This is a genomic window from Undibacterium hunanense (genome assembly GCF_014284335.1).
In the GTDB taxonomy this organism is placed as follows: domain Bacteria; phylum Pseudomonadota; class Gammaproteobacteria; order Burkholderiales; family Burkholderiaceae_D; genus Undibacterium; species Undibacterium hunanense.
The window spans coordinates 22,912-37,055 of the sequence record NZ_JACOGF010000003.1 but is presented as its reverse complement, the minus strand read 5'-3'; the positions used below and the strand labels follow the sequence as shown (position 1 = coordinate 37,055).

Genomic DNA, 14,144 nt, shown 5'->3' with positions numbered 1-14,144 from the left:
TAATATGAATTCCAGTTGACATTGGAAAGCGGGCACATGGCCTTTTTTTGCCGCGATTTCATTTAATTCGTCTTCGTTTGCCGCAACACAATCAGCCTGCCAGGCAGGTATCAGTGTCTTTTACTTTTCAGTGCAATTTGCAAAGGTTACGCCCATGAGTAGTCACGCCAAACTGGTCCACTCCTGTCATACACAATTGACGAGCCGTCGTTACCTGCCGCTTCTGGTGCTGGCAAGCACACTGATATCCGCATTCGCCTCGGCGCAAACGACAGTCAAAATAGACTTGAGCAAACCTGGCATCCCCGTCAGTTCCACCCTGTACGGTTTGATGACCGAAGAAATTAACTACTCTTATGATGGCGGGCTGTACGCAGAACTGGTGCGCAACCGTATTTTCAGGGATGACGAGAAAACAGCAGTACACTGGTCGCTGGTGCAGGATGTGGATGGCACAGCATCGATTGCGCTTGACACCGGCTATCCGGTTGCCGGAACTGCATTGACGACCAGCCTGCGGCTTGACGCAGCGCAGGCATCGACAGGCCACCGTGTCGGTGTCGCAAATGATGGGTATTGGGGCATCCCCATTAAACCAGATACCAGCTACCGTGCCAGCTTCTATGCCAGAACCGCAGGCGCAGGCGGGGTGCCGATCACGGTCAGCCTGGAAGGCAGTGATGGCAAGACCGTGTATGCACAGGCAATAGGTGGCAAGATCAATGGCGAATGGAAACAATATACTGTCACACTAAAAACCGGAACAGATATCAAACCGACTGCGGCCAGCCGGCTGGTGCTGTCGACGGAAAGCCCCGGCACAGTCTGGTTCAACCTCGTTTCGCTGTTCCCGCCTACGTACAAAGACCGGCCAAACGGCAATCGCATTGATCTGATGCAGAAACTGGTAGACATGAAGCCCGCCTTCCTGCGCTTCCCAGGCGGTAATTATCTGGAAGGTGATACGGTTGCCACCCGCTTCAAGTGGAAGGAAACACTGGGCCCGCTCAATCAGCGTCCGGGACATCCTGGCACCTGGAAATACCGTTCTTCTGATGGTATGGGACTGCTCGAATTTCTGGAGTGGACCGAAGACATGGGTGCTGAGCCAGTGCTGGCGGTGTTCGCTGGATATGCACTGAAAGGTGAAACCATTCCCGCTGGCCCGGCACTGCAACCCTTCGTTGATGAGGCGCTGGAAGAAATCGAATATGTCATGGGTGACGTTAACACCAGGTGGGGAGCGCAACGCGCCAGGGATGGCCATCCGGCACCGTTCAAATTGCGGTATGTCGAGATTGGCAATGAGGATGGATTCGACAAACAAAAAACCTACGATGGCCGCTATACCCAATTCCATGATGCGATCAAGGCCAGGTATCCGCAGTTGAAACTGATTTCGACTGTCAACGGCAAGGATGATCTTGGTCAGCGTCAGTTGTTGACCAGCCGTGTTCCAGACTTGATAGACGAACATTATTATTACGACCCGCTGGCAATGATGAATGACGCCAAGCGTTACGATACGTATAGCCGCAGCGGGCCAAAGATTTTTATCGGTGAATGGGCTGCACGCGAAGGGGCACCTACCACCAACCTGATTTCTGCACTGGCCGATGCCGCATGGATGACAGGCATGGAACGCAACGCCGATATCATTGAGATGTCCTGCTATGCACCTTTACTCGTCAACGTCAATCCGGGTGGCATGCAATGGCGTAGCAACCTTATTGGCTACGACGCGCAGACCAGCTACGGCTCACCGTCCTATCATGTGCAAAAAATGTTCCAGACCTATCTGGGCGAGGTCTCTTTGCCGCTGGTAGCGGAAAATATTCCGACTCAAACCTGGCAACCCAAGGCGAAAAAGGATCAGCCTGTACCAGCGGCCAGGCAAGTGCCAGGCTTGTTTTTTTCAGCGACTACGTCGGAACAGCGTGGCGAAATTTATCTGAAGGTCGTCAATGCTATCGGTACACCGCAAATGGTCAAGATAGACTTGGCGGGCCCAATCAGGGTGGCGCCGCAAGGAAAGGCAATAAGCCTGCGCTCGGATGCCCCGGGCGATACCAACACCATCGATGCGCCAAACAGGATAGTACCGGTAAGCAGTGCGGCACATGGTCTGGGCTCGCAATTCGACTACAGCTTCGCGCCTTATTCTGTGACCGTGCTGGTACTGTCACGGACCAGGTGATAGCTCAAGTCCAAAACGAAGAAATTACGGATGGCCCTATTCCATGAAAAAAATACTTAGTTGTTTCTGTATTGCTTTTGCCTGCATCAGCGTTAGCGTATCCAGCCACGCTGCCACTGCTAATACGGGAAACGCGGCAAACACGGCAAACACTCAGGTTCAATACCTGAGTGGCACCGATAAGGATCACCGGGTGGATTGGGAATTTTTCCTGGACGCTGGCCGCAACGGCGGTGCGTGGAAAACCATCCCGGTTCCGTCGAACTGGGAACTTGAAGGTTTCGGCACCTATCGTTATGGCCAGGACTGGGGCAAAGAAGCAGTGCCCGACAATGTCGGCAAATACCGCCATCAGTTTCAGGTACCGGCTGGCTGGAAAGGTCAGCAGATCGAAATTGTGTTTGGTGGTGCCATGACCGACACCGAAGTAAAGATCAACGGCCAGCTTGCCGGGCCTGTCCACCAGGGCGGGTTCTATGAATTTCGCTATGATATAACGCCGCTGCTCAAGGCCGGTGAAAACAATCTGCTGGAAGTGAGTGTCAAGCGGGTGTCTGACAATGCATCAGTCAATCGGGCTGAACGCAGTTCGGATTTCTGGTTGTTCAGCGGCATTTATCGCCCCGTATGGCTAGAAGCAAAGCCAGTCGCCAATATCGATCACGTCACGCTCGATGCGCGTCATACCGGCGAATTCGATGCCGAGGTGTACCTGAGCAAGCAAGTACCGGCGGGTACCAAAGTGCGGGCCCGGTTAAGTACGCTGGACGGCAAGCCGCTCGGCAAACCGGTTTTGGCCACCTTGGCCACGTTTGCCGGTGCGCAGCAACCGCTGCATCTGCATACGCATATCGACCATGTCATTCCATGGTCAGCTGAAAATCCTCAGCGCTACAAAGTCTTGTTTGAACTGATCAACGGTCAAAAAGTCACGCATCAGATCAGCAAGACGATAGGGTTTCGCACCATAGAACTGCGCAAACAGGATGGCGTGTACGTCAATGGCAATAAAATCCGGCTGAAAGGCTCAAACCGTCATTCATTCTGGCCCACTTCAGGCCGCACGACCAGCAAGGAGCTGAGTTACACCGATGCACGTCTGATGAAGGAAATGAACATGAACGCGGTGCGTATGTCGCACTATCCGCCCGATGAACATTTTCTCGACGTTGCCGACGAAATCGGCCTGTATGTCATCGACGAACTGACTGGTTGGCAAAAAGCCTACGACACAGAAGTTGCCGCGCCGCTGGTCAAAGAACTGGTCAGGCGAGATCAGCACCACCCATCCATCGTGTTTTGGGCAAACGGCAATGAAGGCGGCTTCCCGCGTGGAGTTGATTCACATTACGACCTGTATGACCTGCAAAAGCGTCCTGTCATCCATCCGTGGGAAAACTACGGTGGCATCGATACATCGCACTACCCCTATTACGACTGCTGCGCGACATCGCTGTTTCATGGACGTGATGTGTTCATGCCGACTGAATTCATGCACGGCTTGTACGATGGCGGTGCCGCCGCCGGTCTGAACGACTGGTGGAATGCAATGCTCGGCAATCCTTTAAGTGCTGGTGGTTTTATCTGGGCCTTCGCTGACGAAGGCATCGTCCGTACTGACAATAACGGCGAAGTCGACGTCTGGGGCAATCGCGCGCCAGATGGCATCGTCGGACCTTACCGTGAAAAAGAAGGCAGCTTCTTTGCGATCAGGCAGATCTGGTCACCGGTGTATCTGCCGCTGTCAGAAAAGGCGTATCTGCAACCCACTTTTGATGGTCGCATTCAGTTGGAAAATCGCTATGACTTCAATAACCTGAATAGCGTCAAGTTGACATGGAAACTGTTGAAATTCGAGACACTTGCATCCAACAAAAACGGCTATCAGGTCATCGCACAAGGCAAGGTCAGGTCGCCGGATGTGGGCCCAGGATTGCGTGGCAATACCCGTATCGACCTGCCGCAAAACTGGTCGCAACAGGATGCGCTGTACCTGACTGCTACCGATCGCAACGGCCACGAAATTTATACCTGGAGCTGGATGATCGCCAGCGCCAACGCAGTCGCCAGACAAACTGCCGACCAATGGCAGGCACAGCATCGTGCTACCGCTGCAGCCAGTGTTCAGGAACAGGCCGATGCATTCGAACTTAAAGCCGGCGATATCAGCGTCAGTATCGACAAGGTTACGGGCTATCTGCGCCAATTGCGCAGGGGTAGCACGGTGGTCCCGCTGACCAATGGCCCACGCCTGGTGACCGGCACTGCAACGCTGAAAGAAATTCGCGCCACCGAGCAAGGCGGCTATATATTGATCGATGCCAGCTACAGCGGCAATCTGCAGTCAGTGCAATGGCGTTTAAGCGCCACTGGCCGTCTGACCCTGTCGTACAAATACAGGATGGAAAGCCGTTCGCAAAGCGCCGATTATCTGGGTGTGAGCTTCGATTATCCTGAAGCACAGGTAAAGTCCATGCGCTGGCTGGGCAAAGGCCCTTACCGTGTCTGGAAAAACCGCACGCAAGGCGTCGAGTTCAACGTCTGGAAGAAAGACTACAACGACACGGTCTCGGGCCTCGGTTGGCAATATCCTGAATTCAAGGGTTATCACGACAAGGTCTACTGGGCCGAACTGGAAACAAAAAACCTCCCACTCGTTTTTATCAACCACAGTGACGATATCGCGTTGCGGATGTTTACGCCCAAAGAAGGGGTAATCGTACTTTTCGTGCAATTTGACACGGTTAGCTCAAAACCCTCGTGCTTATTGGCTTTCCAGCCTGTTGCTACCTGCCAATTAAGCATTTATCTGGTTAAAAAAACATCGCAGCATTAAAATCTTAGGTAAAATCCCATATCAATTTGATATGGGGCCGCACTATGTCTGGATTTCAGTACAGATTCTTAGGCGCAGAAAGCTTACCAAATAAGCTTTCTGATTTTGACCTTAATTATTACTTTCGTCTCTCCGACGATGATGTGGTTGCTTTGGCAGCCAAGTTTCGGACTGATCGTCGAAGTATTGCCGCCATACAAATGTTGTTCTTCCGGGTCACGGGCACCCCTCTCGATCGTTTTGCCACTATCCCTCGCAACCTTTTGCAATATGTTGGCGACAGACTTTCGGTAAATGTACCAACAATTGCTTCTTTAAAGACAATATACGGTCGACGCCAGACTCTGTATGAACATCAGCTTTGGGCCAAAGAGTACCTCGGCATCGTAGACGCTGACGCTGCAGCAAATGGCGAGCTAGACAGGTATTTGAGAGCGCAGGCAAACGAGGTTACTTCCATTGAAGATCTTCTTTCGCTATCACGTCGATGGCTATACGACCGAAAACTCCTTATTCCCCGCGAGAGAGCACTTCGTGATTTAGCACGCCAATGTAACGAAGCTACAGATCAAAACATTTACGCCACTATTCTTGAAGTCGTAACCCAGCGAGGTCTTGATAAATGCTATGCGGCGGTTTTCGAACTGGTCGCGGATGAAGGGTCCACAACAGTTCTGGAGTGGCTAAAGACAGCTCCGAAACGCCATAGTCCTTCAACGTTCTCTACAACACTCGATAAAATTAAATTTCTCAAGGATTTAGAAGTCGATCTTTGGAAATTCGACGATATTCCATTGGAAAAGCAACGAGGCTATGCACAACAAATGCAAGCCCGGAGACCTTCGAAATCAAAGGAGCTAAAAACAAGCGCTCTTGCCATTGAGTTGGTATTTTTTTTGAGAATTACGTTATTGGAATTGACTGACAGTGCGATCTATCAGTCGGGTAGAAGATACGCTGATCTCCTTCGTCGGGCTTATAGCAATACCCAAGCAAAACAGGCTCGCAATTCGGTCACTTATCGGGAGCGTTTAGTATCGATCAAAGCCGTATGTGATGATAAAGAACTTTCTGACAAAGAGTTTCGTGAAAAAATTTCCGAAATGATTAGTGATATTGGTGACAAACCCCCAAGCAGTCACGCAGCACATGTTCGCCAAACATTGATAGCCTCAGATGATAAGCGCATCCGTAACCTTCTTCATTCAATGGATGGTTTAAATCTGCAGGGGAACGCAAACGATACCAGCCTCGTCAATCTGGCGAAGTTGAGAGAGTTTTACGCTCGCAAGATCACCACTTTGCCTGATCAGGCGTTTCCCACAGATCGCAAATGGCAAGAGCTTGTTGACCATGAGGATCGCAATTTGGCTTTCAGGGCACTGGAAGCGTCAACTGCCATGGCCATAAGTAAAAGTTTGCGTCGTGGCACTGTATGGGTATCACATAGTCTCACCTATCGTGAGCGCGACCAAATGCTGATACCGCCAAAAGAGTGGGAGAACACCCGGCAAAGACATGTGAGCAATCTTGGGATGCCTGCTACCGCAGATGAGTTCCTGGAAAAGGTTCTCGGTAAAATTAGTGAGCGGTTGGTTGCACTAGCAGAAGCAAAAGAGGAAGGACAGATATCAATCGATGATGCCGGCACTATCCATGTCCCCAATCTTGAATCTGTCACGAATGATTTGCTTCCCAAGCGCACTCGGGACCTGCTATTTGATGAGATTGGCCAGGTTCAGTTTCCAGACCTGCTCCTTGAAGTGGATTCTTCCACCAATTTCAGTGAATGCCTGCTGGGTCGGAAGGCGAAAGACCGGCACGAATTAGTGGCAGTGTATGCGGCGCTCATTGCACACGGAACAGAAATTGATGCCAGAGGAGTCTCTGCAATGATTCCAAATTTGGAGCCAGGACATGTATCGTCGGCGATGCGCGCTTTAGAGTCCCATGGGCGTTTGCGGGACGCCAATGAGCGTGTTGTGCAATTCCAGATGAAACACGAGATTGCGGCGCTTTGGGGTGGCGGCAAAAAGGCATCCAGCGACATGATGAGTATTGATGTCTCAAAACACCTGCTGCAGGCCCGCCGGGAGCCCAGGCGTAAAACGCATGCTGTTGGGATTTATACCCACGTCCTTGATCAGTTCAGTGTTGTCTATGATCAGCCTATCGTACTGAATGAACGCCAGGCTGGCCCAGCAATTGCTGGCGCTGAATATTACAATTCATATGAGGATCGCGAACGACTCTCATTTTTAGCGGTTGATACCCATGGTTATACAAATCCCGGTATGGCCATTGCCAAAGGCCTGGGTTTCGATCTTTGTCCACAGTTACGCAATCTGTCAGAACGAAAACTCTACCTGCCGCGCAACTTCACAGTCCCTGACTCCCTCGACAAGATAGTCGTCAGGGAGATATCAATATCGGCTATCAGGCGCGGCTGGGACGAATATCTAAGAGTGCTTGCATCAATCCGCAGCGGCCGTGTAAGCGCAAATGTTGTCCTGCAACGGTTTGGCAGTGCGGCCCAGGGTGACGCCCTGTATAAAGCACTTGATCATCTTGGCCGTTTATTGAGAACACTGTTTCTTTGCGATTATTTTAGCAATCCAGATTTTCGACGGGAAATTCATACTGTACTGAATCGCGGAGAGTCTATTCACTTACTGCAACGAGCCATCTATTTTGGGAAAATGCCGGTTGACCGCGGCCGACGTGCCGACGAAATGATTGCCATCTCCGGCGCGCATACATTGCTTACAAATGTCGTGATCGCTTGGAATACACATCAGATGCAAAAAACAGTGAGCGTTTGGCGGAAATCCGGGCGCCCAATCGAAGATGCCTGGTTGGCACGCATGGGGCCCGGACATTTCTCAAACATCAATTTTAGAGGGACCTTTAGTTTCGGTGTGGACCATTATGCTGACATGTTATTGCAGCGTCCAGCCAAGGCCAGTTTGCGTGCTGGCTAAACGTGGAAAAAAACGTAACCGTGTCAAATTGCACGAAAAGGACTGGGGGTCAAAAAAACGCGAAAAAATAAGTTATTGATTTTATTGAGTTTATTTTTTCTAACCGTGTCAAATTGCACGAAAAGGACACCCCCCCTTAAAAGTGCTATATTTTCCAGTTACCACCGATTCAGCATTTCGTTGTCAAATTTTCTGGAGTTTTTCTCAATTTAAATGGGACAAAGGCGTCAATCTCGATTCCAGAACAATGAAATTCTTTTTGAATTTTAAATGCCTATTTGATATGTTTTTTCACGCGCATGGAAAGCAACGTACGTGATGTGGGTATCCTTTTCTAAAATTCTTTTTTAGCGGAATTTATTAAAATACATGGCCGGGTTTTACTTATAATTTTATTTTTGCAGAATTATTGGGATTCTGATTCTCGCTTTTACGCCTTATTGATCCCTGAATCAGTTGAGTTTTTTGTTGAGCCTATTTTCAAAATATTCGAGAGCAGTTTGTCTTTGTCCGAAATACTTCACAAAACAAGCGTGCTAGCGCGTCACTGCTACGTCATATAGATGATGCATGATGTATATGAGCGCTCCTCAAAGTAAGACCTTCTCAGCAGCCCAAGGGCTGCTTTTTTTATTTGAGCTGAAAAAAGTCCTTCTGCTTTCGCGCACCTGGGTGCTAATCGTTATTAATATAGTAGTTACACATCGTAATGAGGCCAGTGAGTTGTTTTGCATCTGCTCGTGCTGACAAAATATCCCGCACTTCTATGATTTGAGTCCGGCTAGGAATAATTTCTACCGGGCTACGGCACATCCAGTCTACTAATATCGAAGTAATTTTCTTGGTCGCAAGATTGGCTACTTCTCTGCGTGTGGGGACATAACTTTGGAACTGCTTGTTACTTTGCCTGTCCACCCATTTTTTTGCGGCGAGCAAATTCTCTTCCGGAATTCCGAAACGATCCTCATTACTGAGCATAGATATTGTTTACCAATAGGCTAAAGGGAAATTTAATTCTTTTGCAATAATAGTGCTTTTTAACAAATATCTCAATTTGATATCATCGTGCAATTAAAGCATGCCTTGCACAGGGAATGCGCTTCAAACTCTGATTATTCCAAAATGCTCTATGCGCACGTTTATCTTCTAAAATTCTGCTATCGTAGAATTTTAAAAAAAATTGCCCGGGTTTTACCTATAATTCTATTATTCCAGAATTATTGGAGGGTCTGATTAGTGCTTTTACACCTTATTGATCCTTGCGTCAGTTGAGTGTTTTGCTTATCTTCCATGTGATTCATGCTGATGCCGAAACTGAAGATGCTCTTCTCAATTCCGCTGGCAAAAAAGCGTCAATTTCTGCATCGCAAAAAGTCAATTCCTCTGAAATCTGAAGTGCTTTTTGAGCTGCTTCATAAGCTTTTCCATTTGTGCTAGGTGCTGCCGCATATATGGCATGAAGTTTGGTAAGTAATCGATCTCTTTCGGTCTGCAGTTTCTCGACAGGTTTTTCACCCATAGCCAGGTCCGTAATAAGCGAAAGGTACTGTTCGCGTATCAGCCATAAGTCACTGGCGGTACGACGGTGTTTTTGTCCCAAAGCTCCTAAATCCAGGCTTTTAGAATACGTATTGAGAGCAAGCAAAACGGTAGAGGCGCAGGCCCCTACGATGGCAACCACTGGACTCTTGTCAAAGATCGCGCCGATGAACCCGCCAGTCGTAACGGCAGATAAAATGATTTGGCCTGTCTTGAGAATGGCCAGGTGGTTTAACAAAATGTAGGCACATTTTTCGTGGGTCTTGTGGGAATATACCGTAAGCCCAAAGCATTCCCGCAATTGAGCTTCCAGTACACGTCGGGAATGGGGGGTATCTGAAGTATGACTATGATTTTCCACTATAGATTTCCCTATCCGTGATTAATACGGACATCAATCAAATCACGGGCCACGCAGACGTCATCCTTGACCGCATATGCTTCTACAAAATGGTCTCCATGGAAATCTGTCTCCTCTTTTCTCTGTTGCCGGCCATCATCCGAGACGATTTGGTCACGAATCATCCTACGGCGTTCCGCTTCTGCTCCCACATTACGCACTTTCCATAGCAGTGTGTACGGTGGAGGAACTGTACATGCCTCTACCTTGAACACCAGTTGCCGACCGGTGGGCAGCCATGGAAAAATTTCTGATAGCCTCCTCAATTTTCCTGCGAACGTTCCTTTTTCGCTCACCTCACTGTCAATCTCCAAATCGTATTGAACATCGACGGAATATTTATCTTCGATAAATTCTTCTGTTGTATAGCGAGACATGTCAAAGGCAGCGTTAATGCTTTTGGTCATATCACTCGATTCGGCAGGGAAATTGCGCCCGAACACTTCGCGCCAGAGTTTGATTTTCTTTTTTTCCGTATCAGCATCAACTGCTTCCTGACATTTTGCAGCAGCTTTTTTGGATTTCGGCTGGAATTTACCGGAACTATGAATTCGTTGGCCGCTACCTGGTGCAAGCCAATATTCCTGGTGGTCCAAGGAACCCAGGTAAGAGAATAAGGAAACAAATAATGCATCGTAGGACCCATACGATAATTTGTCATAGTCATGATTTTGACTAAAGAAATTGTAGACCAGTGTATCGATCAACATACCGCCGATATTGACCCCATGGTAGTTCTTCCAGGCCCGGATCATTTTGCAAACATGCTTGTAATTGCGATTCGTTTCACTATTGCGCTTATTGACGGCGTCGATTTCTTGAACCGGTTTGCAGAGTTTCCATGAGCCGCCATTATTTGAATCACCAAAACGGTATCCGTCAGCTTCTTCATCAAAGAAAGCCGGCAGGACTTCGACGCGATATTTGCTGAACTCTACAACCACGACCTGGCCGTCACCTTTGATTTCGGTTTTTGGGTATCGCTCTTTAAGCGACTTGCGCACATCTTGCAGAAGTTGGGACGGTCCATTTCCCTTCATATTTTTATAGCGCTCATATTCAGACCAAGGCAATTCGAACACCATATCCAGGTCGCTAACACCGTTGATTGCGGTTTGACGGCCGTATGATCCGACTTGTCTTGTATGGGATGTGTCAGATTCTGAATCCCAGAAATCTTTATTCAACCGGGTTGTGATGTTGCAATACGAGGTGGAAATCGCACTGGCATTTTGGACGGAAATATTTTTCCGAAATTGTTCAAATAGTGTCGCAGACATTGGAATTCACCTTATTTTTTGATATCAAAATTTTAAAGGTGAACTTTCTTCGTAACACTATATGTGGGGGTAAATTCGCCTTTTACTACTGATTGTAGTGCATTGCGCCGTAAATTCAAGGTGTTAAATAGTTGCAAAATACATATTTCATCGTCTATTAAATTTGCCCGGCAAAGACTTCTTCCTGACGTTTGCCTGAGAAAGGACGTATTATTTCAGACGAAGCTAGGCCAGAGTTTTTGAACCAAAAATGGGAGAGGTCGAGATGCATTCCAGATACCAACAAGTTGTGGGAGATAGAAAACCGACCAAGCTCTATATCATTGGGAACGGATTCGACTTACGACACGGCATCCCGTCACGATACGGAGATTTCAAAAACTACGTGCGCAAACGTGACCGAGAAATATTCGATGCAGTGGAAGATTATCTTCCTGCAGGTGATGATTGGGCGTCTCTTGAATCGGCTTTTGCAGACATCGATGCAAACGGCATCTTCGACGACCTGGATCAATTTATGCCTTCGTATGCTGCTGAAGACTGGAGTGATTCGGGACATCATGATTTTCAGTACGAAGTTGGGGAGCTTGTTCAGCGACTTTCAAGCAAACTTACGGTGTTGTTCGGGGATTGGATAAGAACCTTACCGATTCCAACGTCACTCACTGCAAAGTCATATTTGAAGCACTTGGATAATGGTGCTGCCTTCTTGAATTTTAACTACACATCGACCCTACAAGACCTATATGGTGTGCCTGGCGATAACGTATTGCATATTCATGGTGAAGCCAAAACGCAAGGCGAAAAGCTCATCCTGGGCCATGGATGGAATCCCGCAGAACGGAGATCCCTTAATGATCGTGACGATATTTCTGAGATTGATACTCGCCTGATGGAAGCGCATTCCATCTTGGACGGTTACTTCCTGCAGACTTTCAAGCCTTCAGAAAAATTGATATTACAGAACCAAGCATTTTTTGACCAGCTTGACGCCGTAGATTCTGTAAACGTGCTGGGGCACTCGCTTTCCGACGTGGATCTACCATATTTGAAAGCATTGCTAAAAATTCCCGCGGTAGCAACAGCACGCTGGCTTGTAGCCTGTCAGAATGAAGAACAATGGCCGGAAAAGCGTGATCGGCTGATCCAGATTGGCGTTTCCGCCGAAAATGCGCTTGCCAACCTTTGGACTGACTATAGTTAGAGGCGAACTCGTCTGCGTGCCGTTGTTCTGGCAGTGCTGTACGCCGGCTAACTTGTTTATGGTCCGCAGGCGGTTAATGCGCATGCAAGGGGCATAATGTGTCCACCGTGCGAGAAATCGCGCAAGAGCATCGGGAATTGGAAGCATTTGCTTCATTTTTCACTGGAAAAACATGCTCTCGCGAGCATGTTTTATGAATGAGCAGAACTTGGTTTCGAAGTTTAAGAAAATTAGAACTTAATCAGATGTTCCTTAAGTATTAAGCGGCCCCACCCAGATTTTGCCAGGAGCAAGCTGAATCGGCGTCGCACGAGTGCAACCACATATTACCGTCGCTGCCCATAACAAAAGCAAATGGCAGATTCACGGGAACACTGGTCACACCGACAGGACTGACGACATTGATGCCAGGCGATCCTAGATTCGGCCAGGTCCATGTTTGGCCATTCCCGAAGTTTGACCACAGACTGCCGTCGCTTCCAATCACTAGAACACTGAAGCGCCACACATCTACGGGAACGACTCCAACGCTACTTACTATAGTGGCGTTGGGTGTATTTAAATTACTCCAACTCAATTCAACGCCATCCCATATATTTGCCCAAAGATTGCCATCGCCACCAAGGACAAAGACATTTGGAAAAGAATCCTGCACAGCGTATGCCCCAACTCCGCGAACGATTTTGACGCCTGGCGATCCGTTATTGACCCATAGCCACGCGGAACCATTCCAAATGTTTCCCCACAAATTGCCATCACTTCCTGTGACATAGACTTGGGTATCGAGTTGATTATTTATGGTTATTGCGCCAACTGGAATTATGATGTCAACCCCAGGATTACCTTGATTATTCCAGTTCCAATCATTGCCATTAAAACTATTTAGCCATAAATTACCATCGCGCCCCAAGACGAAAATATACGGGAAAGCTTCATTTACAGTGATTGCAACAACTGCACTGGCGATGCCCACACTTGGCGCGCCGAGATTACTCCATTTCCATTGACTGTCGTTCAAAGAGTTAGACCACAAATTGCCATCGCTCCCTATAACAAAAACATAGGGCATATTCTGATTGACAGTGATGGCACCAACAGCACTGGAAATGCTAACTCCCGGCGTACCTAGATTTGTCCATTCCCAGGCCGTTCCATTCAAAAAATCCAACCACAAATTGCCGTCATTCCCAATTACAAAGGCAAAGGGTAAGTCCGTATTAGCAGTGGTCACGCCAATGGCGCTGGCAATACCTGGTGGAGCCAGTGTGTTGATTCGCTGTGGCTGGCGCGTTGAATTCCCTTGTTGTTGGGTTGCTATTACACCGCCCAGAAAATTCTTATCAAGTGTCATATCTTAGCTCCATTACACGTTGTGACCGTTGCCGATCAACTCGATATCAATATCAACATTGGCTGTACCTCTTTAAACTTACAGTCCTGCGCATATCGCCAGCGGTTATCGGACTTCAACCAGCGCGATTTACGTGCAGGGACGTTTTTTTTATCAAATTGCATTAACGAATTAATAATACATTGAATTGTTGCTATATTCTTACTTGAATCGAGCAAGTTGCTAATTTATTTATTTTGATGGTTCGACGAATCGAGACCGAGGCAATGGATTGGATGTATCCGGACCTGACCCAGCATCAGTCTATGTGAGTCTACTGGCCAGGCCTTCTCTTCCTAGCGCGATTGCATAGTATT

General features: G+C 48.1%; 8 protein-coding genes. 4 read left to right on the top strand and 4 right to left on the bottom strand.

The window, feature by feature from the left end:
• The first annotated feature begins 154 nt into the window (after positions 1 to 154).
• From H8L32_RS06395 to H8L32_RS06385, 3 genes are read left to right on the top strand one after another with little or no spacing between them, the layout of a single operon-like run.
• Positions 155 to 2,197 carry an alpha-L-arabinofuranosidase C-terminal domain-containing protein gene (locus tag H8L32_RS06395; protein WP_186946359.1) on the top strand — a complete coding sequence of 681 codons (2,043 nt, stop codon included), beginning with the start codon at positions 155 to 157 and terminating at the stop codon, positions 2,195 to 2,197.
• Between the two features lie 43 nt (positions 2,198 to 2,240).
• Positions 2,241 to 5,033: a glycoside hydrolase family 2 protein gene (locus H8L32_RS06390; RefSeq protein ID WP_186946358.1), complete on the top strand. Its 2,793-nt coding sequence runs from the start codon at positions 2,241 to 2,243 to the stop codon at positions 5,031 to 5,033.
• Positions 5,034 to 5,077: 44 nt separating this feature from the next.
• Positions 5,078 to 8,014, top strand: coding sequence for a Tn3 family transposase (locus H8L32_RS06385; protein ID WP_186946357.1), 2,937 nt, complete (start codon positions 5,078 to 5,080; stop codon positions 8,012 to 8,014).
• Between the two features lie 675 nt (positions 8,015 to 8,689).
• Here the strand turns inward: H8L32_RS06385 and H8L32_RS27545 are convergent.
• The 3 genes from H8L32_RS27545 to H8L32_RS06375 form a co-directional block, all read right to left on the bottom strand.
• On the bottom strand, positions 8,690 to 8,992 hold the full coding sequence (locus tag H8L32_RS27545) for a hypothetical protein (RefSeq protein ID WP_222619236.1): 303 nt from the start codon (positions 8,990 to 8,992) through the stop codon (positions 8,690 to 8,692).
• A 319-nt stretch (positions 8,993 to 9,311) separates the two neighbouring features.
• Positions 9,312 to 9,914, bottom strand: coding sequence for an SLATT domain-containing protein (locus tag H8L32_RS06380; RefSeq protein WP_186946356.1), 603 nt, complete (start codon positions 9,912 to 9,914; stop codon positions 9,312 to 9,314).
• Between the two features lie 11 nt (positions 9,915 to 9,925).
• Positions 9,926 to 11,233 carry an SMODS domain-containing nucleotidyltransferase gene (locus H8L32_RS06375; protein WP_186946355.1) on the bottom strand — a complete coding sequence of 436 codons (1,308 nt, stop codon included), beginning with the start codon at positions 11,231 to 11,233 and terminating at the stop codon, positions 9,926 to 9,928.
• A 265-nt stretch (positions 11,234 to 11,498) separates the two neighbouring features.
• Between H8L32_RS06375 and H8L32_RS06370 the strand changes: the two genes are divergently transcribed.
• Complete coding sequence (locus H8L32_RS06370; protein ID WP_186946354.1) at positions 11,499 to 12,437, top strand: bacteriophage abortive infection AbiH family protein; 939 nt, start codon at positions 11,499 to 11,501, stop codon at positions 12,435 to 12,437.
• 259 nt (positions 12,438 to 12,696) lie between these two features.
• Here H8L32_RS06370 and H8L32_RS06365 read toward each other — a convergent pair whose 3' ends face one another.
• Positions 12,697 to 13,788 carry a hypothetical protein gene (locus H8L32_RS06365; RefSeq protein WP_186946353.1) on the bottom strand — a complete coding sequence of 364 codons (1,092 nt, stop codon included), beginning with the start codon at positions 13,786 to 13,788 and terminating at the stop codon, positions 12,697 to 12,699.
• Positions 13,789 to 14,144 lie beyond the last annotated feature (356 nt).